This window comes from Hyphomonas johnsonii MHS-2 (assembly GCF_000685275.1).
GTDB lineage: Bacteria > Pseudomonadota > Alphaproteobacteria > Caulobacterales > Hyphomonadaceae > Hyphomonas > Hyphomonas johnsonii.
Map to the genome: position 1 here is coordinate 780,417 of NZ_ARYK01000001.1, position 25,761 is coordinate 806,177.

Consider the following 25,761-nt stretch of genomic DNA (forward strand, 5'->3'; position numbering starts at 1 on the left):
GCCTAATAGCCGAGGGACACGGTGACCATCGAGTCAGGGAGCTGATGGACCCGCAGAACCTCGTCCAGCAGCGTGCACAAGGTTGACGCGGCATCGGTTGGCTGCGTCAGGCCGGAAACGTGTGGCGTGACGGTGACGCGGTCATGCGTCCAGAACCGGTGTTCCGGCGGAAGCGGCTCCTGGCGAAAGACATCAAGCACGGCGCGACGCACACATCCGCTGTCCAGGGCCCGCAGGAGGGCGTCTTCGTTGAGCGTGGACCCGCGCCCCACATTGATGAGCAGCGCATGCTTCAGCTGCGAGAAGACAGTCTCGTTCAGCAACTGGTCCGTCGCTGCCGTCGCGGGCAGGGCCGAAACCACGGCGTCCACATGGCGCAACGCATTCAGGTCGTCCAGCGTATGGACGGCATCGAAGCCGGTGGCGCGATTGCCTGAGCGTGAAAAGCCGATGGTCCTGATGCCGACCGAGGAAAGGGTGCTGGCTATGCCCTGGCCGATTTCGCCAGTGCCAAGAATGGCAACCTGCTTGTCAAAGCAATAGGTCGGTGCCGACGCGGTCCGGTCCCACAATTTCCGGGCCTGCTGGCTCCGGCGTTGCGCCAGCCTTTGTGCGTCTTCCAGAATGTAGGCGAGGCAGTATTCACCGATCTGCTTCGGCATTGTCCCGATGGTTCGGGTCACGATCGGCGGGTGCTGTGTGGTTCCCAGGCGGCGGCAGATTGCGTCGACACCCGCGCCGGTCGAGTGAATCCAGTCGTAGGAAGCGATGTCTTCATCTTCGGGCGGACGGAACGTGACCAATATCCTCAGATCGTACGAAGGCGCGAGCGGCGTCCGGGTGACCTGCATCGCCGCAAACCTGTCTCGAAGGGCGCCTTCGATGACGTCAGCATTGCTGTCATGCAGGCGAATGCCGACCTGGCTCGCATCGCGTATGGGTTTCATCTGTGCACCATTTATTCTCTAGGATTATCAATCGCCTATAGTCACTCGTCGCCGGTTGCCACAAGTCCGGTTGATTACAGGTTGCGCCACGTCCTGCAAATCGTGTCCGAAGGATGGCGGGCTTTCCCTGGGCGGGAAACAGGTCGAACCTGACTGACTCGTGATTGCGGGTCGAGAGCCATCCGGGCCCGGTCATGGCAGAGGACCCAGCCTTCTCGGGGCAACCAGGTTTTTTCTCCAGCTTGATCAATGGCTTAGTCCACAAGGGCTGAAGTTTCGTGCTTTTCGTGTGAAGATCGCGTGACAAGCGTGCCATCACATTTTAGGTTACGCCCTTGGGGAATTTGGGTTGATGAACAGAGCTGTGGCTAAAACCGAATCAGACATGCCGGAGGCTGAGCCTGAGCCTGTAGTCCGTGTAATCGGCCACGTGAAGTGGTTCGACAGCGCCAAGGGCTATGGGTTCATCGTTGCGGAGTCGACGTCCGATGCCTCGCTGACAGGCGATGTCATGCTGCACGTCTCGTGCCTGCGTGACTATGGCGAATCCTATGCCGACGAGGATGCCCGCATCGTGTGTGACGCTGTCCAGCGTGACCGCGGCTGGCAGACCGCCAATATCATCGAGATGGAGCGTCCGCGCGCCGTCGTGGCCCGCGAAAAGGGCCATGATATCACCTACGCGCCGGTCACGTTGAAGTGGTTCAACCGCACGCGCGGGTATGGCTTTGTCCAGCGTCCCGGGGTCGATGTCGACATTTTCGTCCACGCGGTGGTCCTGCGAAAGGCTGGCTATGATGATATCGAGCCCGGCACGGAACTCGAGGTCGTGATCGAGAACGGCTCCAAGGGCGAGCATGTGAGCCTCGTCAAACCGCACTGATACGGCAACAGCCAACAGCGCTTGCCGGTCCGCTTCGGCCCGGCTAAACAAATTCGCATGAACCGTTTGATTATCAGCTTCTTCGCCGCCCTGCTGTGCCTTGTGCCAGCGGCTTTCGCGCAGCTCGAGACCGGCCCGTTGGTCATCGATACCGGCGACTCGATCCACAAGTTCACGGTCGAACTGGCGAACGAGCCGGACGAGATCCGCACCGGCCTGATGGATCGGGCCGAAATGGCGCCGAATGCCGGCATGATCTTCGATTTCGGCCAGCCGCGTGAAGCCAGCATGTGGATGAAGAACACGCTGATCCCGCTCGACATGCTGTTCCTCGATTCCGACGGCAAGATCATCGCCATCGCCCGGAATGCCGTGCCCGGCTCGCTGCGCACGATCGGCCCCGGCGTGCCCGTCAAGGGCGTGCTGGAACTGAATGGCGGGCGCAGCGAAGCGCTGGGCATCGAACCCGGCGACACCGTCAAGCACGCGATCTTCGGAAACCTCGGTGAATGAGCCGCAAGGCGCACTGAAGCCGCCGCCTGCCGGGTTCGCGCCGAACCCGTCGCGCGGCAAGTTCACCCTGCACAATGGCCCCACCTACCGCGCCAGCGCCAGGGGCGACATCCGAACAGGCATGTGGGTGCTCGACCGCCACTGCAACGGCATGGGCTTCCTGCATGGCGGCATGGCGTCCGCCTTTTCAGACAGCGCGCTCGCCTGGGCCGTCTGGAGCGCCACGGGCCGCATGTCCGTCACCATCAAGCTGACTCTCGAATTCATGGACATCGTGCCCGAAGGCACCTGGCTCGAGGCGCATCCTGAAGTGACCGCGATTGATGGCGATCTCGTCCATGTCCGTGCCCGGCTGGTCAAGTCGGACGGCCACATCGCCGCGCGGGCAGACGCGGTGTTTCGCTCGCTGCGGCGCCGCGCCACTTGAGGCAAGTTGGCGCGCGACAACGTCACTGTGCCAAGTTCTGCCAAATTGTGGTATCCGGAGTGGATGACTCGGCCACGGGGATTCGGTACCGATGGAATTTGACGCCCTCCTGCTTTCGCGCATCCAGTTCGGGTTCGTTATCGCCTTCCACATCATGTTTCCGGCCTTCACCATCGGCCTCGCCGCGTTTCTCGCGGTCTGCGAGGGCCTCTGGCTGAAGACAGGCCATGAGACGTTCAAGCGGCTCTACCTCCACTGGGTGAAGATCTTCGCGCTCGCCTTTGCCATGGGCGTCGTCACAGGCATTGTCATGAGCTACCAGTTCGGCACGAACTGGAGCGTGTTCTCCGAGATCACCGGCAGCGTCATGGGGCCGATGCTGGCCTTTGAAGTGCTGACCGCCTTCTTCCTCGAAGCCACCTTCCTCGGAGTCATGCTGTTCGGCTGGAACAAGGTCGGCCGCAAGCTCCACTTCGCGGCAACCTGCGCCGTCGCCATCGGCACCACGCTGTCGGCCTTCTGGATCATCTCGGCCAACAGCTGGATGCAGACCCCAACAGGGTTCGCGGTTGATCCGGCTACCGGCAATTTCTACGCGACCAACTGGATCGAGGTCATCTTCAACCCCAGCCTGCCGACCCGTCTGGGCCACATGCTGCTGGCCGCCTATATCACCACCGCGGCCGTCGTCCTGGCGGCAGGTGCCTGGCAGGTGATCCGCGGACGCCTGACCGAGCCGACGCGCTGGCAGATGCGCATGGCCGCCGGCACGCTGACCCTTCTCCTGCCGATCCAGATCCTCGTCGGCCACCAGTCCGGTGAAATCGCGCATGAATACCAGCCGGCCAAGATCGCCGTGGCTGAGGGCTGGTGCGAAAGCGCGCCCGTGCAGGGCACGATGCTGATCGCCTGGCCGTCCGACACCGAATGCGGCCATTCCGGCATCACCATTCCGGGTACCTCGCCCTACCTGTTTGCCAGTGCGCCCAAGGGCGAAGACCTCAAGGGCCTTGATGCCTTTGCCCGCGAGGACAGGCCGCCCCTGTGGCTGGTCTTCTATTCATTCCGCATCATGGTTGGTGCCGGCCTCGGCATGCTCGGCCTCGGTGTCTGGGGCTGTGTCCTCTGGTGGCGCAAGCGGCTCGACCATCCCGGCCTGTTCCACTGGCTTGCCGTGCCCGGCGGCATGCTGGGATTCATCGCGGTGATCACGGGCTGGATCGTGGCCGAGGTCGGCCGCCAGCCCTACACGGTGTACGGCGCCCTGCGCACGGTCGACAGCGTCTCGCCGATCTCGGCCGGGCAGGTCGCCACCTCGCTCCTCGTCTTCATGGTCACCTATGCGATCATCTTCACCGCCGGCACCGTCTACATGGCCCGCATCGCCACGCGCGGCTTCGACGACGATCCGCCAGGCCAGAAGGATCGCCGGGCGCCCGGTTCACCGCTCGGCGCGGTCGACGATCCTGCCGAAACCAGCGACGACATCGTGGCAGTGGAATAGGAGCGACCCCATGGCACTCGACCTTCCTCTCATCTGGGCCTTTATCCTTGCCGTTGGCGTGATGATGTACGTCCTGCTCGACGGGTTCGACCTCGGCGTCGGCATGCTCACCAACGTCGCGCGCAGCGATGAAGAGCGCAACCTGATGACGGCGACGATCGAACCGGTCTGGGATGGCAACGAGACCTGGCTGATCATTGGCGGGGGCGGCCTGTTTGCCGCTTTCCCAAAGGCCTATGCCATCATCATGCCGGCCTTCTACCTGCCGGTCCTGATCATGCTGGCGGCGCTGATCTTCCGCGGCGTCGCATTCGAGTTCCGGCACAAGGCCGTGCGCCCGACGACCCGCAAGTTCTGGAACGGGGCCTTCTTCGGCGGGTCTGCCACGGCCGCCTTCGCGCAGGGCCTGATGCTGGGCGCCATGATCCAGGGCATCACCGTCGAGGGCGGCGCCTTTGCCGGCGGCGCGTTCGACTGGCTGACCCCGTTCAGCGTTCTCGTGGGGGTCTCGGTCATCATCGGTTACATCCTGCTTGGCGCCTGCTGGCTGGTGCTCAAGACCGAAGGCGACCTGTACCTGCGTGCCCGCAACTGGGCCCGCATCGCGCTGGTCGGCGTCGCCATCTGCTTCCTGGCCGTCAGCCTCGCAACCCTGTCCATCGACGCTTCGATCGGCGACCGCTGGGGCTTCTCGATGGCGCATATCGATTTCGCGCGGCTGCTGCCTCTGGCGCCGGTGCCGGTTGTCGGCATGGTTCTCTGCGCCTGGCTGTGGCGCGACCTGTCGATGACGCCGGGCCAGAATGCGGCGCCTGACTGGCGCCCCTACCTGCTGGCGGTCGGTATCTTCATCAGCGGCTATTTCGGCGTCGGCATCAGCCTCTATCCCTATATCGTGCCGTTCGAATACACGGTGTGGGATGCGGCGGCCCGCGACAATGCGCTGGGGCTGCTCCTGGTCGGGGCGGCGATCATGCTGCCGATCATCCTCGTCTATACGGCGTTCGTGTACAGACTGTTCTGGGGCAAGGTGAAGCCCGGTGACGGCTACCATGCCTGATCCGGTCTTCCGCCCGGTCGAACCCCTGCCTGACGGCCAGCCGGAAGGGCCGCTGCTGAAGCGCCTCGCCTGGTTCGTGGGCATCGCGCTGGTGTCCGTACTGGTCGTCGCCGCCGTGGCCTACACCCTGCGGGCCGCCCTGTTCATCGGCTAGCCCTGCGGGGCCGGTGCACCGAACAGGCGCCGCGCACGCATCCAGTCGGACACGGTCTTCACCGCTGCGGGCAACAGGTCCGGCCGCTCGATATAATAGTGGTCGGCGCCCTTGATCGTCTCGATCTGCTTGTCCTCCGACGCCACCGCCGCGTACAGCCGCTGCGCATGGCTCGGCGTGCAGGCCAGGTCGGCCGAATTGCTGATCACCAGCACCGGGCACGACACGCGCGATGCATTGCCGACACCGTCCGCGCGGCTCTCGTCGAGGCTCCACTGTGACAGCCACGAGCGCAGCGTCGTGAACCGCGCCAGGCCCACCGGCCCGTCATTGGCAATGCGCGGGTCGCCGAGATAGCAGGTGCCGGGCCTGCGGTCGGACGGGTCCTGCGCCGGGTCCAGCCAGCGCACGTCGCACATCGTGCCCTGCACCACGAAGCAGCGTTCGCCGTCTGGCTCGGCGCTCGCCCTGATCTCCGCCAGCTGCTCGAGCGCCCGCGCCGTGATCCGCCGGTTGCGGGCCACCTGCGCCGCGCGGAACTGTTCCACGAATTCTGCCGAATAGGGCGGCTGGTGCGGACAGTCCGCGGCATGGATGTCCAGCTCCGGGTCGCGGTCGAACGGCCGGTCCTCGTCCAGGATGGACGGGTCCAGCCATTCCGTCATCGTCGTCGACCGGCTGACATGCGCAGCCAGCAGCAGGATCGCGTCTGCCGGAATCAGGCCCGCGCCGGCCAGGTCCACGCTGTCACCGGCGGGCGTTTCGGTGATCGTCGGATGCTCGGCCTGGTCCTGGTAGAACAGCGACAGCGAGCCACCGCCAGACCATCCCCCCAGCACGATCTTCTCATAGCCGAACCGCGTCTTCGCGTCGGCGATGCACCCGCCAAGGTCCAGAACGCACTTTTCCATGATCAGGGCGGTGTCATTGCCCCGGTAGCGCGGGTTGCAATAGATCACGTGATGGCCGGCCCGCGCCAGCGCCGACACGAGCGGCAGGAAGCTGCCGCCGCCGATCGGATGGCTGAACACGATGGCGGTCGTGGACTCCACATTGTCCGGACGGATGCGCATGCATTCGACGAACACCTTGCCTGGCGGGCCGCCATAGGTTTCCTTCAGCCGTCCGCCGTCTGCATTCATGAATCCATAGGGTTCCCTTACGATAGCCATCCTGCGTTCCTTGCCCTTGTTTTTTCTCAGGCGCATACTTGCCGAAAGAATGATCAGGGGAAAGCAGGAAAGGCCCGCGGAATGACCCAGCAGTCCCGGCCGCAACCGAGCGGCATACATCACATCGCGATCATGGCATCCGACATCAAGGCGCATATTGCCTACTTCTCGGAGGTGATGAATTTCCCGCTCGTCGCCCTGTTCGACATGCACGGCGTGCCGGGCGGGCTGCACGCCTTCCTGCGCATGAACGATCACAGCTTCTTCTCGATCGTCCAGTTGCCCGATGTCGACAAGATCCCCGTCACGCTCGGTGTCACGCATGCCGGCAATGGCGCCCTGCCCAGTGCGGCCGGCACGATGCAGCACCTTGCCTTCCGCGCCGACGATGAAGCCGGCCTGCTGGCCATGCGCGACCGTATCCGCAGCCACGGCGTCAATGTCATCGGCCCGCTCGACCACGGTTTCTGCAAGTCGATCTATTTTGCCGGGCCGGACCAGCTCACGCTGGAAGTGGCTGCCCCGGTGACCACGGTTGATCCGAAACAGTGGATTGATCCGGCCGTGCTGGAAAAGGCCGGCATCTCGGCCGAGGAGGCCGAAGCCTACAAGGCACCCGCGCCATATGCGGGGCAGGGCAATGAACCCCAGCCAGCCTACGACCCGGCCCAGCCGCACATGGTCTATCCACCGGAAATGTACCAGGCCCTTCTGAAAATGCCGGACGAAGCCATCGCCGCGTCCGCCAAATTTCCGGGCCCGCCCGTGCCAGCCTAGGCCGGCCGGCCCAGCCAGCGCTCGAGGATCGCTGCCGTATCCTCGCCCACCCGTTGCGGTGCCGTCTTGCGGATCGAGCCCGGCGTCGCCGAGAATTTCGGGAACGTGCCCTGCATCTTGACCGGCCCCATTTCCGGGTCGTCCACGGTCACGATGGATTCGCGCGCCGCATAGTGCGGGTCGGCCACCATGTCCGCGGCGGTGTAGATCCGCCCGGACGGGACGGAATGTGCCAGCAGCAGCGCCTCCAGCTCCGCCACGGTCAGCGTGCGGGTCCAGTCGCTGACGATCTCGTCCAGCTCCGCCTGGTGTTCGCCGCGCGCCAGGTGCGTTGCAAAGCGCGGATCTCTCACAAGGTCTTCACGCCCCATCGCGTCGCACAGGCGCCGGAAGATCGGGTCCTGGTTGCCGCCGATCAGGAACTCGCCATCCTTGCACGGATAGGCGTTCGACGGCGCAATCTTCGGCAGGATCGCCCCGGTGCGCGTTCGCATGAAGCCGGACGTCGAATAATCCGCGACATAGCTCTCCATCACCTGCAGCACGCTTTCATACAGCGCGACATCGATGACCTGGCCATCGCCGGTCTTGTCGCGGTGGTGCAGCGCCGCCAGGACGCCCATGCAGCCATAGGTCGCCGCCAGCGTGTCCCCGATGGATATCCCGACGCGCAGTGGCATCCGGTCCGGATCGCCGACAATGCCGCGCAAGCCGCCGAACCCTTCGCCGATCAGGCCGAATCCCGGCCGGTCCGCATAGGGGCCCGTCTGGCCGTAGCCTGACATGCGCGCCACGATCAGGCCCGGGTTGGCTTCGCGCAGTGCCAGTGGATCAAGGTTCCACTTTTCCAGTGCCCCCGGGCGGAAATTCTCGACCAGCACATCGGCCTTTCCGATCAGGTCGCGTGCCAGTTGCTGGCCCTCGTCGGTGCGCAGGTCGACCGCCACCGAATACTTGTTGCGCCCGATTACGCGCCACCAGGCGGGCCGGTCGCCCTGTCCCCATTCGCGCATCGGGTCGCCCTTGCCGGGCGGCTCGATCTTCACCACTTCGGCACCCATGTCGCCCAGCAGCTGCCCGCAGAATGGCCCCGCGATGAGTTGCCCCATCTCGACGACTTTCAGGCCGTGCAGCGGGCCGTTCGGTTTGGACGACTTGGTCATGGTGGTGCCGCCTTTCGGCATTCAGTTCTTCAAGTATTTCTTCCCGAGCCGTTCGGCAACGGCGTTGGCGTCATGGGCATCGGCACCTGGTTCCTGTGTTCGTGCCAGTTTCACGACGAGCCTGGCTGCAGGGCGACCAAACGTTCCGGCTGAGCCAGCCCGTACCAGATCAGTCTTGTTATCGTTGCTTTCTATTTCGAAGAAATCGAATCCTTTTTCGATCGCGAGCTGGGCCGCGCGCAGCATGTTGTGCTCCCCGGGAACGTTCGCTGGCGTAATCGGGCTGGCGTGATTGTAGATTTCATACCTGTTGCCGCCGAGATCCGTGACCCGACTACCATAGCCCGACCAAACGGAATCGTATTCCGCGCGATAGGGCGTGGCTTGTCCGACGGTACATGCCGAAATGAAGGCCACCGACAGAACAAGGAACAGGAATTTGGTCATGCGAGCCCCTGGGCAGTTGCCGCTTTGCCTCCGCTAGGCTTTTCCGGCCTGTTCCAGCGCAAACGCCTTGATCGTCTTGTAGTCCGCCTTGCCGTTCACCGCGCGGCCAAGGTCGGGCATGAAGAACACGCGCTTGGGCGATTTGAACCGGGCTATCTTGGTCGCCACGAAGGCGCGCAGCTCGTCTTCCGACACCTCGCCGTCCAGTGAGACAACCGCCGTCACCGCCTGGCCCCACTTGTCGTCGGGCAGGCCGACCACCAGCGCGTCACGCACCGCGTCGTGCAGCTTCAGCGCCTCTTCCACTTCTTCCGGATAGACTTTCTCGCCCGCCGTGTTGATGCAGTTCGATCCGCGGCCCAGCAGCGTCATCGAGCCGTCGGCCTCCACCGTGCACCAGTCGCCCGGGATGGAATAGCGAATGCCATTGATGGTCGGGAAGGTCTTGGCCGTTTTCTCGGGGTCCTTGTAATAGCCGAGCGGCACCGCGCCACCGCGTGCCACGAAACCGGATTCGCCGCTGCCCGGCAGGATCTCGCGATGGTCCTCGGTGAACACCTTGCAGTTCGGGCCGAGTTCGAATTTCGACGTCTTCACCTCGCCATCGGCGGTCATCGCTGACGAGCCGAAGCCGACCGCTTCCGATGCGCCGAAACTGTCCATCATCGCCGCCTGCGGCATGTGCTTCAGCAGGCCGCGCTTGACCTCGACCGACCACATCACGCCAGACGAAACGATGCCGACAACCGTGGAGAGGTCATACTTGCCGGGGTTCTCGTCCAGTTCCTTCAGCATCGGCTTGCCGAACGCGTCCCCGACAATGGCCATATTGGTCACGCCGTTCTTCTCGACCGTCTCCCACAGGTTCTGCGGGCTGAAATTCTTGTTCTCCGTCAGCGTCACGATGGCGCCGCCATTCAGGATCACGCCCATCGCCGTGAACAGGCCGGTCCCGTGCATCAGCGGGCAGGCGGGAATGAGCCGCGCATGCCGGCCCAGTTCCAGCGCATTGGCAACATGCTCGGCCAGGTCCTTCGGCACCGGGCCGCCAGCCTTGGCCACGCCTTCCATGCCGGCCTGCCGCCAGATGGCGTGAGACCACATCACGCCCTTGGGCATGCCCGTCGTCCCGCCGGTATAGAGGAACAGCATGTCGTCGCCCGACCGCTCGATGCCCAGCGGCGCGGCGTCGCCCCTTGTGGCGAGGTCTTCGTAGGCCACCGCAAAGTCCGGCACGCTGGCGCCGCCAATCTGCACCCAGGCCACCACGTCCGGCAGGCGCGTCCGCACGCGCTCCACCTGCTCGATGAACTCCACGTCGTAGAACACGACCGTGGAATCCGAATTGTCGAAAATGTAGACCAGCTCGTCGTCGAGATAGCGGTAATTGACGTTCACATGGGTCAGGCGGCCCTTGAAGCAGGCGGCCAGCGCTTCGGTATATTCCGGCTGGTTGCGCAGGTAGAAGCCGGCCTTGTCGCCGGTCTTAGCGCCCATCTCGCGCAGGTTCCGCGCCAGCCGGTTCGACCGCGCCGTCATCTCGGGCCACGAGACCACCCGGTCGCCGTGGATCAGGGCCGGGGCGTCCTCACCCAGCACCTCGCCCAGCGCATCCAGCATATCCCCGAAATTCCAGTCAAAAGCCTTTGGCACAGTATTGTCTCTCCCTGATTATTGTTTTGGTCGACTGTAATGCCTTGCCGCCGGGGCAGCAAAGCATCAAACCGTGATCTGCCGGTATCCCGGGACCGCTCAGCGCGGTGCCATCCGGATCGCGCCATCGAGGCGGATCGTCTGGCCGTTGAAATAGCCATTGGTGGCAAACTGCATGGCCAGAGAGGCGAACTCCTCCGGATTGCCGAGCCGCTTGGGGAAGGGCACCGACGCGGCAAGGCTGTCCAGCACGTTCTGCGGCGCGCCCAGCATCAGCGGCGTGGCGAAAATGCCCGGCATGATCGAGTTCACCCGGATGCCCAGGTCCATCAGGTCGCGTGCCAGCGGCAGCACCAGCCCGTTCACGCCGGCCTTGGCAGACCCGTACACAACCTGGCCGATCTGCGCGTCCATCGCGGCAACCGACGCCGTCAGCGTGATTACGCCGCGTTCGCCATCCTCGGTGATCGGTTCGGCATTCGCCATGCCCAGCGCCGAGATCGACGCGACCCGGTAGGACGCAACCAGCACGCCCTGCACGCCGAATTCGTAATCCTCGGTCGGCAGGCGTTTGAAGCCGTGGCTGGCCTTGTCGAAGCGCAGTGTCTTGCCGCCCTTGGCGGTCATCGCGCAGTGCACGGTCACGCGCTCCTGCCCGTGGGCCGCGCGGGCCTTCTCGAAGCCATCGAGCACCGACTGCTCGTCCAGGATGTTCACATTGCAGAACAGGCCGCCAATCGCCTTGGCAACCGCCTCGCCCTTCTCCTGGTTGATGTCGAAAATCGCGACCGGCGCGCCCGCCTTGGCAAAGGCTTCCGCCGTGGCCTGGCCAAGGCCGGATGCGCCGCCGGTGACGACAACGGGTGTGGATTTGCTGATCTGCATGGGTTTCTCTCCTCGGGATTATCTTTTGCCCGATTTGTAGACCCGGCTTCCGGCCTTGGGAACGCCTGCCGCCGGGAGAGGTAGCCCATGTCAGGCGATCCCGTCCCTCCTGGCCCGCCAATAGAAATACGCCGCCAGCACCACGCTCACGATCGGCAGCAGGATGCCGAACTCGTCGATATACATATGCGTGCCCTCGCCCTCGACGGTCAGCGGCGTGAAGATGCGCTGCAGGAACAGGTTGTGGCTCGCATGCAGGATCACCGCCGGCCACAGGCTGTTCGACCGGAACGCCAAGTAGGCATAGACAATCCCCATCGGCACGATGGACAGGGTGAACAGCACCATTTGCAATGTGAAATTGCCCGTGCCGGCATTGTAGTCGGTGAACAGGATGCCCGGCCAGTGCCACACCGCCCAGATCAGGCCGGAGAGAAGGCCCACGGCCCAGAACGGCATCACCTTGCGCATCTCCCACACCAGGAAGCCGCGCCAGCCGATTTCCTCGCCCAGCGCCCGCGCCGCCGATGCCACCACGCCCAGCGTGCCCATCAGGACCACGCAGAACACCACTGCCGCGATGTTCGTCTCCCCGCTCACGATCTGGCTGGAGAAATCCGCCAGTGTTTCGGCATTCGGGAACCCGCTGCCGCCCAGCCCCAGGCCCCAGACCGGTACATACATCACCAGGCCGTAGCCAATCGGCAATGCCCAGGCCAGCCAGTTCCAGCGCCACTCGCCCCAGCGCCAGGGCAGGCTGGCAATCGGCCGCTTCAGGATCAGGCAGGTCAGCAGCGCCGCAATGCCGGGGCTCCACATGATGCCGCTCACCAGCAACAGGCTCATCCCTCCGCGCTGCGCCATCAGCGTGTCGAATACCGCGCTCAGCGCCAGCATCAGCGCCATGAAGATCGCAATCGCCTTCCATGCGGCCCTTCGGTCGTCCGTCAGTCCCTCAGTCATTTTCAGCCCCTCAATTGTTCGTCAGGTCCACCACTGGCAGGTCGATCCGCGACAGCATCGCAGGCCCGTGATGCACCCTGTTCGTCGCCACTGCCGTTTCGGTCGTCGTGTACGGGTCGCCCGCGGTGTTCAGGTTGCGCGCATAGGCCGGGAAATGGCTCGACGAAACTTCCACCCGCACCCGGTGGCCCTTCAGGAACACATTGCCTGCCAGCATCGGCGGCGGTGTGATCGCATAGGTCTCGCCGGGCTGCATGAACACGGGCCTGTCCATGCCCTCGCGATAGCGCATGCGCAGGATCGTGTCGGTGATGTTCCACGCGGTGCCGTCCGGCGCGACATCCACCAGTTTCACGGTAAAGTCCGTATCCGGCATGTCCGACGAGACGAACAGGTCGGTATGGATGAATCCGAAGACCGGCAGGTCTGCCTCCAGCACGTCGCTCGTATAGACCAGCACGTCATCGCGCGCTTCGATCCCGCGCTGGTCATAGGCGCCGTCCTCCTGGTCTGTCCCGAGGCCGGAAATCTGCCCGCCATGCGCGATCACGGGGTCGGCAGGATCATAGGTGAACGTGTCGACCGCTGCGGCGTCCGGCGCCGTTGTCACCAGTGTGCCGTCGCCGTCCAGTGTGTTCGCGCTGCCGCCACTGGACAGGTAGAACGTCTTCGTGGTGTCCGTCCCGGCCTGCGGCACCGCATCGAAGGACACCCAGCGATTGATGCCCGCCATGTACACGGTCACCGCCTGTGCCGGCAGGGGGGCATCGGCCTTGCCCTTCAGCCAATGGTCCAGGAAGGCCAGTTCGCGCGCGGTGTAGTCGAAGCGCATGTCGCCGATCGGCCGGTCGCCGACGGTGCCGTCCGCCACCTGCTGGCGATAGGAACAATGCTGCCCGTTGATCAGCATCAGTGCCTGTGTCCCGGCAGGGCTTGTCGCCAGCGTTTCCATGAACCGGGCGGTGCCTGCGGCAGAGGAAATATCGTACAGCGCTTCGGCATAGAGGCCGGGCACGGTTGGCGTCTCGCCCGTCGTGATCCGGTCGTCGGCCCAGGCGGGATGCGATGGCCCGCGGGCCAGGTAGGCAGGCAGGTCCGTCTCCGGCGCGCCCACCACATCGCCCAGTTCGCTCATCGGCAGGTGCATGCGGTTCGCCTGCAGGTCCGCCGGCGAGACGGCCGACTCCTGTTCCAGCTTGAAGCTGGCCATCAGCCGCTGGCGCTCCGTGTCCGACAGGCCGGCCGGCAGCTGCGGCACATGGATCGCCATCTGCGCATAGAAATAGTCCGCCCATCCCATCTGCCATGCGCCGCCGCGCCAGAAATTGCCCTGCTCGTGATGGCCGCCGGCCTCCGCGATCCCCACGCCGGACGAATAGGCAATCACCGCCTTCAGCGCCGGATGGCCCAGGGTCGACAGTTTCAGCTGGTTCTCCGCCGACGATGAACAGCCCGACATCGCCACGCCGCCGTCAGACCAGTCCTGCGCCGCGATCCATGTCAGCGTGTCCCAGCCATCTTCGGGGGCATTGCCCAGCATGTGCATCTCGCCTTCCGACAGGAAGCGCCCGCGCTCGTGCTGCTGGACAATCGCATAGCCGGCCGCGAGGAAGGCGTCATACTGGTTGCCCCTCAGGCTCAGCTCGCGGGCATAGGGCGTGCGGATCAGCACGGTCGGAAACCGTCCCTCCGCCGCTGGCAGGTAGACATCCGTGTCCAGCCGCGCGCCGTCGCGCATCGCCACCTGAAGGTGTTCCATCCGCACCTTGGCGGCCGGCAGCAGGACGGTCGGTGCCGCCTGGGCTGGCGCGCTCACTGCCGCCGGGGCAGGGGCCGGCGGTGCATCGGCCACCGGGGCAGCAACGGGGGTGGGTGTACAGGCGCCAAGCACGAGGAGCGAGACGGCTCCCAGCGTGCTGATGAAGACGGACGGGGACGATGAACGCATCGGAAGAGCCTCGATCAGGGGATACTCATGGCAATTTCTGCGCGACTTTCTGCCCGTCGTCCAGACACGCTTCAACGGGCCGGGGCGGACGGGAGCCCCGCGTTGCGGCGGGTTGACGTCCGCGCCGCATGGGATAGACTACACATGTAGTCAATCAGGAGATGCCCGATGTCCACCTTCAATTCCACGCCCGCCTGCAGGGGCCGGTTTGCCCGCCGCAGCGTCATTGCGGCTGCCATCGTCCTGGCACCTGCGTTCGCCACGGCCTGCGCCAGCGAACCCGGGACCGGCGAGGCGCTCGCCGGTGCCGACGTCACCACCGAAGTGACAACCGACGGCACGAAGGAGGGGCACAAGCGCATCGTCATCAGCAAGGAGAAGACAATCTCCGTGACAGACGGCGCGCCGGGCACCGACGTGAAGATCGTCGGCGACGTCGACGCGCACACAGTCGTCCGCATCAGCCGTGATGGCGACGAGGAGGTCCACGTCACCGAATGCGCGTCCGGCAGTGAAGGCGGCGAACCCGTGAAATACGAATTCAGGGACGAGAGCGACGATGGCGACCGTGTCGAGGTCAGTGTCATCTGCCTGACCGGCGACGACGCCAGGCCGGAGAACCGCGCGGCTGCCCTTGATGAAGCGATTGCCCGGATGGAGGCTGAAAGCGCCGAGGAAGCCGCCCACCACGCCCGCGCCATCGCCGCCCTGCGCGCCGAACGTGCCAAGCTGGATACGGCAGGCGAATAGTCCGGATGCCGAAATGAAAAACGGCCCTCCGTTTCCGGAGGGCCGTCTGTTCGTACTGGTTGGCTGGTGGCTGGACTAGAAGCCCATGCCGCCCATGCCGCCCATGTCCGGCATGCCGCCACCGCCGCCGCCGGCTGATTCTTTCTTCGGTGCTTCAACAATCGAAGCTTCCGTCGTGATCAGCAGGGCTGCAACAGAGGCCGCGTTCTGCAGGGCAGAGCGGACAACTTTCACAGGGTCGATGACGCCCATGGCAACCAGGTCGCCATATTCTTCGGTCTGGGCGTTGAAGCCGTACGAGCGCGACTTGTTCGACAGGATGTTGTTGACAACAACCGAGCCTTCCACGCCTGCGTTCTCGACGATCTGGCGGATCGGCGATTCCAGCGCCTTGCGCACGATGTCGATGCCGGCTTTCTCGTCGTCATTGAGGCCAACGACGTCGATGTTCTTGGATGCACGCAGCAGGGCCACGCCGCCACCAGGAACAATGCCTTCTTCGACAGCTGCGCGCGTTGCGTTCAGCGCGTCGTCGACACGGTCTTTCTTCTCTTTCACTTCGACTTCGGTCGCACCGCCAACCTTGATCACGGCAACACCGCCAGCGAGTTTCGCCAGGCGTTCCTGCAGTTTCTCACGGTCATAGTCCGACGACGTGTCTTCGATCTGGTTACGGATCTGAGCGACGCGTGCTTCGATGTCTTTCTTCTTGCCACCACCATCAACGATGGTTGTGTCGTCTTTCGTGATCGCCACGCGCTTGGCTTTGCCGAGCATGTCCATCGAGACGTTTTCGAGCTTGATGCCGAGGTCTTCGGAGATGACCTGGCCGCCTGTCAGGACAGCGATGTCCTGCAGCATGGCCTTGCGACGATCACCGAAGCCCGGTGCCTTGACGGCAGCGATCTTGAGGCCACCGCGCAGCTTGTTCACGACCAGCGTGGCAAGGGCTTCGCCGTCGACGTCTTCAGCGATGATCAGCAGCGGCTTCTGCGACTGGACCACGGCTTCGAGGATCGGCAGCATCGGCTGCAGCGACGACAGTTTCGACTCGTGAAGCAGGATCAGGACGTCTTCGAGTTCGACGTTCATCTTGTCTGCATTGGTCACGAAGTAGGGCGACAGGTAGCCGCGATCGAACTGCATGCCTTCGACGACTTCCAGTTCGGTTTCCAGCGACTTGGCTTCTTCAACCGTGATGACGCCTTCATTGCCGACTTTCGCCATGGCTTCAGCGATCATCGCGCCGACTTCAGTGTCACCGTTTGCCGAGATCGTGCCAACCTGGGCGATCTCTTCGTTGGTTTTCACTTTCTTCGAGCTGTGGGCCAGGTCGCGGACGACTTCGGCAGCGGCTTTCTCGATACCGCGCTTCAGGTCCATCGGGTTCATGCCCGCTGCGACGCGCTTCATGCCTTCGCGAACGATGGCCTGGGCGAGAACCGTGGCAGTCGTCGTGCCGTCGCCGGCAACGTCGTTGGCCTTGGAGGCGACTTCGCGCAGCATTTGTGCGCCCATGTTCTCGAGCTTGTCTTCAAGTTCGATTTCTTTTGCGACAGTGACACCGTCCTTCGTGGAGCGCGGTGCGCCGAAGGATTTTTCGATCACCACGTTACGGCCTTTCGGGCCGAGCGTGACTTTCACTGCGTTTGCGAGAACGTCGACGCCCTTGAGCATCTTCTCGCGGGCTTCGGAGCCGAAAACAACGTGTTTGGCAGCCATATTGAGTTACCTCTTTGAATTGGTGGGTATTTCAGGAAAGAGTGGGCAGGCGCGAGTCTAGCTCGCCAGGACGCCCATGATGTCGCTCTCTTTCATGATCAGCAGCTCTTCGCCGTCGATCGTGACTTCCGTTCCGGACCATTTGCCGAACAGGACGCGGTCTTTCGCTTTCACGTCGAGCGGGATGCGCTTGCCGTCTTCACCGAGGGCGCCAGCGCCCACAGCGACGATCACGCCTTCCTGCGGTTTTTCCTTGGCGGTATCGGGAATGATGATCCCGCCCTTGGACTTTTCTTCTTCCTTGACGCGGCGCACGACAACGCGGTCGTGGAGGGGACGAAGTTTCATATTGAGCCTCTCGCTTTTCTACGTAGGTTCGGGTTGAATCTGACACGCTAGAAAAAGGAGCGGAGGCTGTTAGCACTCACCCGCCCCGACTGCTAACGCTGCGCCGGAAATAGGAGCGGTGAGGGGGTTCGTCAACGGGCCATCAGTGAATTTTTTGTTCACCATGTGCCGTTAGGCACTATGAAAACAGGCAATTACGGGGGCGGGAGATGGTTCGTATCGTATATGACGCAGCAGGCAAACCCGTAAAGGTGCCGCCCCTGCAGGATATTGCACAGGCGCGCCCGGAATTCGCCAGCGGCCCGCGGATCTGGGACGAAACCCTGGCGCCGGCCCTGCAGGCACGTGAATCCGACCGCCGCGAAACCCTCCGCCGGGCCTGGCGCAAGACATTCGTGGCGGCCCTCATCCCCGGGCTCCTGCTGGTCGTGGGCGGTATCGCGATGCCGTTCCTGCTCGGCGGCTGGATGCTGATCCTGTTCTTCGGCGTGCCGCTGAGCGTCATTCTGATCGCCGGCATGGACTGGCTGAACATCTACGCGATGAAGAATGCCACCAAGGAACTGGTCCTCAGCGCCGCCTGCCAGTGCTTCGGCTTCACCTATGACACCCTCGCGCCAGACATTGCCCGCGTCACCGATTTCCGCAGCCTCGTCGCCGCCGGGAAGGCGTACAACGCCAAATACGGCTCGCCGGGCGCGAAACCCGGCACGAAAAACAGGAAGCGCGGCGCCCAGACCCGCATCACCACCCCCTTCGGCAGCGCCAGCTTCGGTGCCTCCAATGCCACCGGCCCGGAATGCCCGACCCCCGCCTACGAGGCGCTCGAGGCCGCCAGCCTGCTGCCGGCCCATGATTCACGCCATTTCGAGGACCTGATAAAGGGCGAGCGCGCCGGAGCGGCCTTTTCCCTCGTCGAGGCCAAGCTCGAAACCACCGGCGACAATGGCGGCACGGTCTTCCAGGGTCTCCTGTTCCATGTCGACTATCCCCAGCGTTTCCTTGGCCGCACCCTCATGGCCCGGTCGCGCTGGTGGAAGCGCGGCAAGGCGGCCAAGGCGCTGAAGAAGGTCAGCCTCGTCTCCGCCGAACTCGACAAGGCCTTCACCGTCTACTCCACCGACCAGGTCGAGGCCCGCGCCCTGCTGACGCCCGACCGGATGGAACGCCTGATCGCGCTCGAGCGCCACTTCTCCGCGGGAAAGCTGCGCGGCCTGTTCGAGGATGGCCACATGACGCTGGCCCTCGAAGCCCCGAACCAGTTCGAGGCCGGCTCGATCTTCAAACCCCTCGTCAATCCGGACCGTTTCACCACCGCCCTGATCGAACTCGGCCTCGTCTGCGACATGATCGACGGCTTCCTCACCCGCGACTGGGTGCAGGACAAGCTGTAGGACAGGCGCGCGTTTCTCCGACCCCTTGGAACCTGTGCCATGCTTGGTCCATGTTTTCTCTCGACACCCGTGACCTTGAAACCATCGCGTCGGAAGGCTGGCGGCGGGTCGCCAGCCTGCTCGCTATCGCGCGGTATTTTCTTGGTACGGAGGTCATCCCCCTGCCACGCGGTCTCGCCACCAGCGTGCTGACCGTGCTGAAACCCGCCGAAGCGATGGCTCGCCGCCTGCTGTTCCTGGTCGCGCCATCCCTCTCTGCCTCCCCGGCGACAGCCGGGGCCTCGGGGCATTCGGGTCCGCCGCCCGCCGCAGGACAGGCCGGCCCGCGCCGGGAGGGGCGGATACCCCGGTTCCGCTTCGCCGAACCGCTCGGCCCGGCCCCGAAACCCGCCGGCCCCTGGTTCCGCCGCCTCGATGGCCCGCCCGCTGTGGCAAGGCCGCCCCGGCCCATGCCGCAGCCGGCCACCAGCGCCGCCCTGCTGCAGCGCCTGGCCGCCCTCCAGGCCGTCATCGACGCGCCAGACGCCCATGCCAGGCGGCTCGCCCGCTGGCTCGTCCGGCGCCGCGCGAAATGCGTTGCCCGCCCCGTCAGCTTCAATTTCCTGAAAGTGCCGGGCCTCGCCCGCAAGGATCTCGAACCGGAAGCCAGGGCGGACCTGCGTTTCCTCAACGACGCCGCCTTTGACAAACTCAACGCCGCGCCGGGCTAGGGTTTCGCCCGCGTGTCGTATTTGTCCGCCTTGCGCTCGCCCAGCAACATGCGCTGTTCGAGGCGTCGGCGCAGGGCGGCATAATAGGCTTCCAGGAAGCCGAGATCGGTTTCGCCCGCCGCGGCCTGCCAGCCGATCTTGCCGCGTATCCGCTCGGCCACCTGTTGCTTGATCTCCGGGCTCGACTGCCTCAGCACGTCTTCCAGCACATGCAGTTCGTGGATGCCGTAGGCGTCGGCCTGTTCCGGCGTGAAGGCATAGCGCGATGCCTGCGCCTGCGCTGTCACCACGGCGGTAATGTCGGTCATCAGCGTGGCCTTCGGCGCCTTGATCACCCACGTGCCCGCCAGCAGGTCGCCGACCCGCATCTTGTCCCGGTTGAACACCGGGAAGAACAGGAACACGCCCGACCAGACCAGCCCCAGCAGCGCCATCCACGCGCCCAGCTGGTCGCCGCCCATCAGCAGGAATTGCAGCGGCAGGCCGATCTCGACCTCGCGCATGAAATTGCGCGCCAGCACGGAATCGGCCGTCAGCCGCCCGCCATCGCGTGCCGCGACCCTCAGGCCCAGCGCCCGCTTGCCCGGCGTCGCGGCCTTCTGGCCGATCTCGAAGAAGATGTAATAGAAGTTCCGGACGAAAAAGTAGAACACCATCCAGAAAGCGAAGGCGACATTGGCATTGTCGAAGCCCATCGCGGCCATCATGTAGCTCAGCCCGAGCAGGGTGGCGATGACGATCGCCCACTGGATGGCCATGTCGATCAGCAGGGCGCCGGCGCGCTCGGCAACGGTGGCCAGCTTCAGGTGGATCTCCGCCCCCTCCGGCGTCACCAGGGTGCGCACCAGCTTGCCGATGCGCATCTTCTCGGCCATCCGCGCGCGGCGGCGCTGGGCGGCTTCCATGCTGATGCCAGGCCGGGCAGGGCTGCTTGTGTCCGTCATACCTGGCGCTCCGTCCGGGGCAGGTAGAAATAGGCGCACCAGAGGACCAGGCTGGTCAGCGCGATGGCATAGCGCAGCACGTCGGAATTGATCATCTGACGCCCGAAGCCTTCCAGCAGCGCGGCAATCACCAGCATCACCACACAGCCCATCGCCATCGTTGCCGCCTTCTGGCCGGACGCCCGCGCCGAGGCGATCCGCGTCTTCTGGCCGGGAAACGCCACCGCCCCGCCGATGACGAATCCGGCCGCCCCGGCCAGGATGATCGCAAACAGTTCCGTGACGCCATGGATCAGCAGCCAGCCGGTGAATTCGTACCCCAGCCCCTTCTGCCAGAACACCGCATACATCGAACCGAGGCTGACCCCGTTATAGACCAGCAGCCACGCCGTCGGGATGCCGAACGCAAACCCCAGCGCAAAGGCGAACAGGGAAATCTGGGCATTGTGGTTGAACAGGAAGCTCGAAAACGCCGCCAGCTCGCTCTGCCCGTTCTCGCCTTCATTCGTGTAGATCGTCGAGCGCAGGTATTCCACCGTCGCATCCGGGTTGCGCCCGTCGAAGAAATTCTCGCCATTGAAGGTCCAGAACCATTCCATGTCCTGCAGGCACAGGATGAAGGCCAGCCCGATTCCGGCCGCCAGGCAGAGGAAGGACAGCAGGGTCGGCCACACCGCGCCGCGTACGGCTTCGGGCCAGCCGCGCCGCAGGAAGTCCATGATCCGCTCACCGATTGACGTGCGCGCGCCGTAGACAAAGAAATAGGCCCGCGTGCACAGGCTCTCCAGGTAGGTCACCACGTTCTGGTCCAGCGAGATCGACCGCGCCACCGACAGCGACGATACGGCCTGCCGGTACAGCTGCGGCAGGGCCGTCATCTCGGCATCCGACAGCGCCTTGACCCCGCTGTTCTCGGCGCGCGTCAGGATCAGGTCCAGCTTGCGCCAGTCGGCCTCGCGTTCCTCCCGGAACCGGTAGGATTTGAGCATGTCACCCTTCACAACATGTCCCTCTGCTTGATCTGGAGGTAGCGGGAAATCAGGGCCCCGCCAAACGCCTCCGGCCTGGTCTCGATGATCTGCACGCCCATCCGCTGCAGGCGCCGGAAGACGAGGTCGCGCTCCGACAGCAGGCCGTCGGCGATCACCGCGCGGGTCACGTCCAGGGTCGTTTCCGGCGGCGCATCGACCATCGCCGACATCGCCTCGTCCTCGAACGTGGCGAACAGGATCAGGTGCCGGTCGGTCAGGCGCTTGACGTTTTCCAGCATCAGCTCGGCCGAGATCGTATCGACGAAATCGGAAAAGATGATCACCAGGCTGCGCCGTTCCAGCCGGTTTGCCAGTGTCGACAGGGCCAGCGTGAAATTGGTCTCTTCGCTCGAATAGTCCAGGTTGGCCGCCATGCCCTGCGCCTTGGGAAAACTGCGCGGCCCGCTCAGGAACCCGGTCGACAGGCCGGGCCGGGCATCAAAGCCGTAGAACATCGTCCGGTCGCCGTGGCGCAGCGAGACATAGGACAAGAGCAGCCCGGCATTGATCGCCCGGTCGATCTTCGGCACGCCGCCCAGCGGCTCGCTCATCAGCCGCCCGGTATCGAAGGCGAAGACGATATTGTGGTTGCGCTCGGTGCGGAATTCCTTGGCCAGCAGGCTGCGATGGCGCGCCGAGTGCTTCCAGTCGATCGCCCGCCGGTCCATCCCGCTGGCGAAGTCGCGCAGGGCGTCGAACTCGCTGCCATCGCCGCGTTCGATCTGTGTCTTGATGCCGAAGGCCGCATCGCGCGAGAACAGGCGGATCGCCTCGTCCTTTACCCAGCGCACGTTCGGCGTCACCGGGATGTCCCGGTCCAGCTGCGCGATGTGGCGTTTCTGCACCAGGCCGAGCGGCCCGTTCCAGCGGCTCCACAGGCGCACCAGTTTCGCCAGGCCGCGCCGCTTCGGCGTCAGCGTAAAGGCGTAGGGCCGGGTCCGGCCTTCCCAGCCGCGCAGGCCCTTGGCCGGGAGGGCTTCCAGGAAGTCATTCGTCTCCAGCTGCACCTGTATCCGGCGCGGCAGGGGCCCCCTGGCAAAGCCGAGTGTCACCGGCAGCGGGTCGCTTCCGCCGGCATAGAGCAGGGCCGGCGCGTCCATCGTCACGCCATAGTCGCGCAGCGATGCACCGATCACGGCGTCGACCAGCACCAGGGCGCCAACCCCGACAATCCAGCCCGCGGACATGATCCACAAGGCCGGCGCCGACAGGGCGATCACCAGCATCAGCGGCACGCCGAGCAGCATCAGGAAAATCGCGCGGGGCGTCGGCGAAATCACCGTGGCGCCGCCGTCTGTTCGACAATGCCCGCCAGCGTCTCGTCGGTCGTCTTGCCTTCGATCTCGGCGGCCGGCGACAGCAGGATGCGGTGACGCAGGGCCGGCAGGGCCAGGGCCTTCACATCATCCGGGATGACGAAGTCGCGACCGTCGATCGCGGCCCTGGCCCGGGCGGCGGTGGCCAGCGCCGCTGCCGCGCGCGGGCTCGCGCCGGTCTCCAGCGCCGGGGTCTCCCGCGTCGCCCGGACCAGGTCGACGATATAGGAGATGATGTCATCCTTCAGCTTGATCTGCGCCACGGTCTCGACCGCCTGGTCCAGCTCCTCGGCACTGATCGCCGATTCGATCTTGAACGAGGCCGGCGTGTTCATGCCGGTGCGCGTGCCGTGCTGCGCGACGATGGCGAACTCTTCCTCGCGGCTCGGATAGTCCAGCGTGTGCTTGAACAGGAACCGGTCCAGCTGCGCCTCGGGCAGGGGATAGGTGCCCTGCTGCTCGATCGGGTTCTGCGTCGCGATCACGGTGAAGCGCGGGTTCAGCGGATAGGAGTCCCCGTCAATCGTCACCTTGCGTTCCTGCATCGCCTCCAGCAGCGCCGCCTGCGTCTTGGGCGGCGTCCGGTTGATCTCGTCGGCCAGCAGCAGGTCGGTGAAGATCGGCCCCTTGGTCAGGCTGAATTCATTGGTCTGGAAGTTGAACAGGTTGGTGCCCAGCACGTCGCCCGGCATCAGGTCCGGCGTGAACTGGATGCGCCCGAATTCCAGCGAGATGGATTTCGCAAAACACTGCGCCAGAAGGGTCTTGGCCGTTCCGGGTGGCCCCTCCAGCAGTACGTGGCCCGACGAGAACAGCGCCGTCAGCAACAGGTCGACTGTCAGGTCCTGCCCGATCACGGCCTTGCGCACCTCGCTGCGGATCTTGCCCGCCAGGTCCTTGATGTCACTTGTGTTCATGCGTGCTTCTCCTGAGAATGTCGCGTCGCCAGCGATACAGTTCGCGGGCCTTGGTCATGAGGTCTTCGCGGCTGGTCGCAGCCGTACGAAGGCCGCGTTCGATCTGCGAGAACGTCTTGCCTGATTGGTCCTCCGGTCCCAGCCGGTCGAACAGGGCGGACAATTGTGCTTCCGTCATCGTCTTCGGTGCCGCGATCTCGCGCGCCACCCGTCGCCGCATCATGGCGAGATAGCCGGGCGCCATCCGCGCCTCGCGCCGCGTCATGGTGATCAGCCCCGCTGAATTGTCCGCCAGGGCCTGCTTGCCCAGCGCAATCACGCGCCCTTCGCGGGCCGTCGGGCCGAACCGCACAAGCGCGGCCCAGCCGAGCAGGAAGGCCGAGGCCAGCGCTGCCAGCGTTGCCCCGACAAACGGAATGTCGAACATCATCTTCAGCAGGTTCTCCGACCGCACGAAGCCGTGCAGCGTCGCATCGAAGATGATCGGCTCATCGGCGTCATAGCGCAGGTAGTCCATCAGCTGGACGGCGAACCGGGCATTCTCCCGTTCGGCCAGTCCGAACGTGTTCAGCATGTCCGGGTCGGCGAGGATGTAGATTTCCTGGTCCGGCAATTTCGCCAGCAGGAATCCGTCACCCGTATCGACGATCGGTTCCAGCCTGTCGGAATTCAGCACCTGCATCTTGAGGTCGGGCCGCAGCGCCATCCGCCCGAAGGGGGTGCGCGTCGTGTGCGGCACGTTGATCCGTCCGATCTCGCCGTCAACGTCCAGGGCGCCCAGCAGGTCATTCACCAGCCGGGCAGAGGCAAACTTCGTGTCGCGCTGGCGCTTGCGGTTCAGCGGATTGACGGTGCCGGTCCATTTCGGCAGCACGACCAGTGTCGGCTCCTGCAGCGTCAGCTCGTTCAGCGCCTTTGTCATGCCCCAGGGCGAAGCGGTGATGACCATCAGGCCCCAGGGCCGGTCGGTCAGCTTGTGCTCCAGCCGGGAAATTTCGACCGGGTAATCCTGCGCGTCGAGGAACTGGACGATGCCATTGTAGCCGAGTGCCGAGGTCGAGAACGGGTGGTCACCTGCCTGGTCCTTGTTGCGCAGCTCGGGCGACCAGCCGGCCAGCACCATCACTGCGCCGAACGACACGATCGCGATGGCCAGCAGGATGCCGACCGTCCGTGCCGAGAAGGGAGATGATGTTTCCACGGCCTCGCTCATTCCCAGCCCTCACCAAAGGCAAATTTCTCGTAAGATCCGCGCGCGGTCTTCCAGCCGGCCTCGTCGACATCCCGGCCGCCGAAGAAGCTGTGCTCGACAATCGTGATGATCGGCTTCAAGGCCCGGCTTGCGCGCTCGGGCAGGTGGCGGAGCCCGCCGATCTCGCGCGCCGTCAGCGAGCGTGGCACGCCGCCTTCCAGCCGCTGCTGGATGTCGTCGATCGAGCGGAACAGCAGGAGGTGGACGGCCTCGGCAAACTTGCCGGTCCGGGCCAGTGCGTCGGCCTCTTCCAGCAAGGACAGCGCCTGCGCCGCGTCCGGCCGCACGTCGGTCAGCACGTCGTCCGGATTGTCCACCTTGCCGTCGCCGGACTTGCCGAAGCGCACCCGGATGGCCTCGCCGAACAGGAAGTAGAGGATGCCGAGCCCGGCAACGAAGAGGGCCGCCCAGAAGACGAACTGCAGCAAGGGGCCCAACCGGCCAAGAAAGTCGAAGATCGCCTGCAGCCATTTCGGCGGCGGGTTCTGTTTGCGCGGGATGTCGATTTCGTCGGATTCCGGGCGCTCCAGCTGAAGGTCGCCGCCGGGAATCCTGGGCTGGTTGCCTGCCTCGGGACGCCTCAGTTGCAGGTCGTCATCGCCCTGCGGGCCAGCGGGGCGGTGGCCCGCCTGGCCGGCCGGAAGCGTGGCCTCTGCGCCGCCCGGAGCGGTTTCCGGCGTCTCAGGGTCCGGGCGCTCTGCCTGGATGCGGCCTTTCTTCAGGTAGGCCGCGTGGGCCCGGTCCACCGCATCAAGGTCTGTCTGCACGGCGCGCCCGTCATCGTCGCCTGCTGCGGGGGCTGCCAGCACGGGGAATGCCAGCGTGCAGGCAAGCACGAGCAAGGCTCCCAAGCGGATTGGCAGGCTCATGGCACGCCCCTT

26 protein-coding genes are annotated in these 25,761 nt (G+C 64.8%); 10 read left to right on the forward strand and 16 right to left on the reverse strand.

Annotated features, from left to right (window positions below; translation table 11 throughout):
* Positions 1-2: 2 nt before the first annotated feature.
* Positions 3-947 (reverse strand): NAD(P)-dependent oxidoreductase, encoded by a 945-nt coding sequence (locus HJO_RS03665; protein ID WP_051618114.1) that lies wholly within the window; start codon positions 945-947, stop codon positions 3-5.
* A gap of 352 nt (positions 948-1,299) precedes the next feature.
* Between HJO_RS03665 and HJO_RS03670 the strand changes: the two genes are divergently transcribed.
* The 6 genes from HJO_RS03670 to HJO_RS18340 all read left to right on the forward strand — a co-directional run bounded on the left by HJO_RS03670 (position 1,300) and on the right by HJO_RS18340 (position 5,488).
* On the forward strand, positions 1,300-1,830 hold the full coding sequence (locus HJO_RS03670) for a cold shock domain-containing protein (protein ID WP_051618116.1): 531 nt from the start codon (positions 1,300-1,302) through the stop codon (positions 1,828-1,830).
* Between the two features lie 57 nt (positions 1,831-1,887).
* Complete coding sequence (locus HJO_RS03675) at positions 1,888-2,343, forward strand: DUF192 domain-containing protein (RefSeq protein ID WP_035613588.1); 456 nt, start codon at positions 1,888-1,890, stop codon at positions 2,341-2,343.
* The gene (locus tag HJO_RS03680) at positions 2,336-2,770 is read left to right on the forward strand and encodes a PaaI family thioesterase (RefSeq protein ID WP_035613591.1); all 435 of its coding nucleotides are present in this window, start codon (positions 2,336-2,338) and stop codon (positions 2,768-2,770) included. Before HJO_RS03675 ends, HJO_RS03680 begins: the two co-directional genes overlap by 8 nt.
* Positions 2,771-2,861: 91 nt before the next feature.
* Entirely contained in the window at positions 2,862-4,274 is a 1,413-nt protein-coding gene (locus HJO_RS03685; RefSeq protein WP_035613594.1) for a cytochrome ubiquinol oxidase subunit I, read from the forward strand.
* A gap of 10 nt (positions 4,275-4,284) precedes the next feature.
* Entirely contained in the window at positions 4,285-5,334 is a 1,050-nt protein-coding gene (cydB, locus tag HJO_RS03690) for a cytochrome d ubiquinol oxidase subunit II (protein ID WP_035613597.1), read from the forward strand.
* Complete coding sequence (locus HJO_RS18340; RefSeq protein WP_156945402.1) at positions 5,327-5,488, forward strand: DUF2474 domain-containing protein; 162 nt, start codon at positions 5,327-5,329, stop codon at positions 5,486-5,488. Before cydB ends, HJO_RS18340 begins: the two co-directional genes overlap by 8 nt.
* Here HJO_RS18340 and HJO_RS03695 read toward each other — a convergent pair.
* A complete protein-coding gene (locus HJO_RS03695; RefSeq protein WP_035614436.1) occupies positions 5,485-6,660 on the reverse strand; it encodes an alpha/beta hydrolase family protein in 1,176 nt (391 codons plus the stop codon). The genes HJO_RS18340 and HJO_RS03695 overlap by 4 nt on opposite strands.
* Before the next feature lie 81 nt (positions 6,661-6,741).
* On the opposite strand from HJO_RS03695, the gene HJO_RS03700 reads away from it, so the two are divergent.
* Complete coding sequence (locus HJO_RS03700; protein WP_035613600.1) at positions 6,742-7,437, forward strand: VOC family protein; 696 nt, start codon at positions 6,742-6,744, stop codon at positions 7,435-7,437.
* On the opposite strand, the gene HJO_RS03705 is transcribed toward HJO_RS03700, so the two are convergent.
* The 6 genes from HJO_RS03705 to HJO_RS03730 all read right to left on the reverse strand — a co-directional run bounded on the left by HJO_RS03705 (position 7,434) and on the right by HJO_RS03730 (position 14,496).
* Positions 7,434-8,600, reverse strand: a complete 1,167-nt coding sequence (locus tag HJO_RS03705) for a CaiB/BaiF CoA transferase family protein (protein ID WP_084141517.1) — start codon at positions 8,598-8,600, stop codon at positions 7,434-7,436. The genes HJO_RS03700 and HJO_RS03705 overlap by 4 nt on opposite strands.
* A 21-nt stretch (positions 8,601-8,621) precedes the next feature.
* A complete protein-coding gene (locus HJO_RS03710; RefSeq protein WP_035613603.1) occupies positions 8,622-9,047 on the reverse strand; it encodes a CC0125/CC1285 family lipoprotein in 426 nt (141 codons plus the stop codon).
* A gap of 33 nt (positions 9,048-9,080) precedes the next feature.
* Positions 9,081-10,700: an acyl-CoA synthetase gene (locus tag HJO_RS03715; RefSeq protein ID WP_241764656.1), complete on the reverse strand. Its 1,620-nt coding sequence runs from the start codon at positions 10,698-10,700 to the stop codon at positions 9,081-9,083.
* Between the two features lie 99 nt (positions 10,701-10,799).
* Complete coding sequence (locus HJO_RS03720) at positions 10,800-11,585, reverse strand: SDR family oxidoreductase (RefSeq protein WP_035613608.1); 786 nt, start codon at positions 11,583-11,585, stop codon at positions 10,800-10,802.
* 90 nt (positions 11,586-11,675) lie between these two features.
* Entirely contained in the window at positions 11,676-12,548 is an 873-nt protein-coding gene (locus HJO_RS03725) for a CPBP family intramembrane glutamic endopeptidase (protein ID WP_051618121.1), read from the reverse strand.
* A 10-nt stretch (positions 12,549-12,558) separates the two neighbouring features.
* The gene (locus HJO_RS03730) at positions 12,559-14,496 is read right to left on the reverse strand and encodes a CocE/NonD family hydrolase (RefSeq protein ID WP_051618123.1); all 1,938 of its coding nucleotides are present in this window, start codon (positions 14,494-14,496) and stop codon (positions 12,559-12,561) included.
* Between the two features lie 168 nt (positions 14,497-14,664).
* Between HJO_RS03730 and HJO_RS03735 the strand changes: the two genes are divergently transcribed.
* Positions 14,665-15,246 (forward strand): hypothetical protein, encoded by a 582-nt coding sequence (locus tag HJO_RS03735; protein ID WP_035613611.1) that lies wholly within the window; start codon positions 14,665-14,667, stop codon positions 15,244-15,246.
* A gap of 75 nt (positions 15,247-15,321) precedes the next feature.
* Here the strand turns inward: HJO_RS03735 and groL are convergent, their stop codons facing one another.
* Positions 15,322-16,968, reverse strand: coding sequence for a chaperonin GroEL (gene groL, locus HJO_RS03740; protein WP_035613614.1), 1,647 nt, complete (start codon positions 16,966-16,968; stop codon positions 15,322-15,324).
* A 57-nt stretch (positions 16,969-17,025) separates the two neighbouring features.
* On the reverse strand, positions 17,026-17,316 hold the full coding sequence (gene groES / locus HJO_RS03745; RefSeq protein WP_035613617.1) for a co-chaperone GroES: 291 nt from the start codon (positions 17,314-17,316) through the stop codon (positions 17,026-17,028).
* Between the two features lie 209 nt (positions 17,317-17,525).
* On the opposite strand from groES, the gene HJO_RS17520 reads away from it, so the two are divergent.
* A complete protein-coding gene (locus HJO_RS17520) occupies positions 17,526-18,710 on the forward strand; it encodes a DUF3137 domain-containing protein (RefSeq protein WP_051618126.1) in 1,185 nt (394 codons plus the stop codon).
* Between the two features lie 50 nt (positions 18,711-18,760).
* Positions 18,761-19,420 (forward strand): hypothetical protein, encoded by a 660-nt coding sequence (locus HJO_RS03755; RefSeq protein WP_035613620.1) that lies wholly within the window; start codon positions 18,761-18,763, stop codon positions 19,418-19,420.
* On the opposite strand, the gene HJO_RS03760 is transcribed toward HJO_RS03755, so the two are convergent.
* The 6 genes from HJO_RS03760 to HJO_RS03785 are packed head-to-tail and all read right to left on the reverse strand — an operon-like array spanning position 19,417 to position 25,749.
* Positions 19,417-20,364 (reverse strand): RDD family protein, encoded by a 948-nt coding sequence (locus HJO_RS03760; RefSeq protein ID WP_241764657.1) that lies wholly within the window; start codon positions 20,362-20,364, stop codon positions 19,417-19,419. The two genes, HJO_RS03755 and HJO_RS03760, sit on opposite strands and share 4 nt — an antisense overlap.
* On the reverse strand, positions 20,361-21,353 hold the full coding sequence (locus HJO_RS03765; RefSeq protein WP_035614446.1) for a stage II sporulation protein M: 993 nt from the start codon (positions 21,351-21,353) through the stop codon (positions 20,361-20,363). The genes HJO_RS03760 and HJO_RS03765 overlap by 4 nt, the downstream gene beginning before the upstream one ends.
* A gap of 8 nt (positions 21,354-21,361) precedes the next feature.
* Positions 21,362-22,675 (reverse strand): DUF58 domain-containing protein, encoded by a 1,314-nt coding sequence (locus HJO_RS03770; RefSeq protein WP_035613623.1) that lies wholly within the window; start codon positions 22,673-22,675, stop codon positions 21,362-21,364.
* Complete coding sequence (locus HJO_RS03775) at positions 22,672-23,628, reverse strand: AAA family ATPase (RefSeq protein WP_035613626.1); 957 nt, start codon at positions 23,626-23,628, stop codon at positions 22,672-22,674. Before HJO_RS03775 ends, HJO_RS03770 begins: the two co-directional genes overlap by 4 nt.
* Positions 23,615-24,841: a hypothetical protein gene (locus tag HJO_RS03780; RefSeq protein WP_035613629.1), complete on the reverse strand. Its 1,227-nt coding sequence runs from the start codon at positions 24,839-24,841 to the stop codon at positions 23,615-23,617. Before HJO_RS03780 ends, HJO_RS03775 begins: the two co-directional genes overlap by 14 nt.
* Complete coding sequence (locus HJO_RS03785) at positions 24,838-25,749, reverse strand: hypothetical protein (protein WP_156945404.1); 912 nt, start codon at positions 25,747-25,749, stop codon at positions 24,838-24,840. The genes HJO_RS03780 and HJO_RS03785 overlap by 4 nt, the downstream gene beginning before the upstream one ends.
* Positions 25,750-25,761: the final 12 nt, after the last annotated feature.

Bases quoted from the DNA above. Each gene is read 5' to 3' on its own strand.
- groL (WP_035613614.1), bottom strand. From the start codon at position 16,968: ATGGCTGCCAAACACGTTGTTTTCGGCTCCGAAGCCCGCGAGAAGATG.
- HJO_RS03755 (WP_035613620.1), top strand. From the start codon at position 18,761: ATGTTTTCTCTCGACACCCGTGACCTTGAAACCATCGCGTCGGAAGGC.
- HJO_RS03705 (WP_084141517.1), bottom strand. From the start codon at position 8,600: ATGACCAAGTCGTCCAAACCGAACGGCCCGCTGCACGGCCTGAAAGTC.
- HJO_RS03760 (WP_241764657.1), bottom strand. From the start codon at position 20,364: ATGACGGACACAAGCAGCCCTGCCCGGCCTGGCATCAGCATGGAAGCC.
- cydB (WP_035613597.1), top strand. From the start codon at position 4,285: ATGGCACTCGACCTTCCTCTCATCTGGGCCTTTATCCTTGCCGTTGGC.
- HJO_RS03670 (WP_051618116.1), top strand. From the start codon at position 1,300: ATGAACAGAGCTGTGGCTAAAACCGAATCAGACATGCCGGAGGCTGAG.
- HJO_RS03730 (WP_051618123.1), bottom strand. From the start codon at position 14,496: ATGCGTTCATCGTCCCCGTCCGTCTTCATCAGCACGCTGGGAGCCGTC.
- HJO_RS17520 (WP_051618126.1), top strand. From the start codon at position 17,526: ATGGTTCGTATCGTATATGACGCAGCAGGCAAACCCGTAAAGGTGCCG.
- HJO_RS03675 (WP_035613588.1), top strand. From the start codon at position 1,888: ATGAACCGTTTGATTATCAGCTTCTTCGCCGCCCTGCTGTGCCTTGTG.
- HJO_RS03710 (WP_035613603.1), bottom strand. From the start codon at position 9,047: ATGACCAAATTCCTGTTCCTTGTTCTGTCGGTGGCCTTCATTTCGGCA.
- HJO_RS03720 (WP_035613608.1), bottom strand. From the start codon at position 11,585: ATGCAGATCAGCAAATCCACACCCGTTGTCGTCACCGGCGGCGCATCC.
- HJO_RS03725 (WP_051618121.1), bottom strand. From the start codon at position 12,548: ATGACTGAGGGACTGACGGACGACCGAAGGGCCGCATGGAAGGCGATT.
- HJO_RS03695 (WP_035614436.1), bottom strand. From the start codon at position 6,660: ATGGCTATCGTAAGGGAACCCTATGGATTCATGAATGCAGACGGCGGA.
- HJO_RS03665 (WP_051618114.1), bottom strand. From the start codon at position 947: ATGAAACCCATACGCGATGCGAGCCAGGTCGGCATTCGCCTGCATGAC.
- HJO_RS03785 (WP_156945404.1), bottom strand. From the start codon at position 25,749: ATGAGCCTGCCAATCCGCTTGGGAGCCTTGCTCGTGCTTGCCTGCACG.
- HJO_RS03775 (WP_035613626.1), bottom strand. From the start codon at position 23,628: ATGAACACAAGTGACATCAAGGACCTGGCGGGCAAGATCCGCAGCGAG.
- groES (WP_035613617.1), bottom strand. From the start codon at position 17,316: ATGAAACTTCGTCCCCTCCACGACCGCGTTGTCGTGCGCCGCGTCAAG.
- HJO_RS03685 (WP_035613594.1), top strand. From the start codon at position 2,862: ATGGAATTTGACGCCCTCCTGCTTTCGCGCATCCAGTTCGGGTTCGTT.
- HJO_RS03735 (WP_035613611.1), top strand. From the start codon at position 14,665: ATGTCCACCTTCAATTCCACGCCCGCCTGCAGGGGCCGGTTTGCCCGC.
- HJO_RS03780 (WP_035613629.1), bottom strand. From the start codon at position 24,841: ATGAGCGAGGCCGTGGAAACATCATCTCCCTTCTCGGCACGGACGGTC.
- HJO_RS18340 (WP_156945402.1), top strand. From the start codon at position 5,327: ATGCCTGATCCGGTCTTCCGCCCGGTCGAACCCCTGCCTGACGGCCAG.
- HJO_RS03700 (WP_035613600.1), top strand. From the start codon at position 6,742: ATGACCCAGCAGTCCCGGCCGCAACCGAGCGGCATACATCACATCGCG.
- HJO_RS03765 (WP_035614446.1), bottom strand. From the start codon at position 21,353: ATGCTCAAATCCTACCGGTTCCGGGAGGAACGCGAGGCCGACTGGCGC.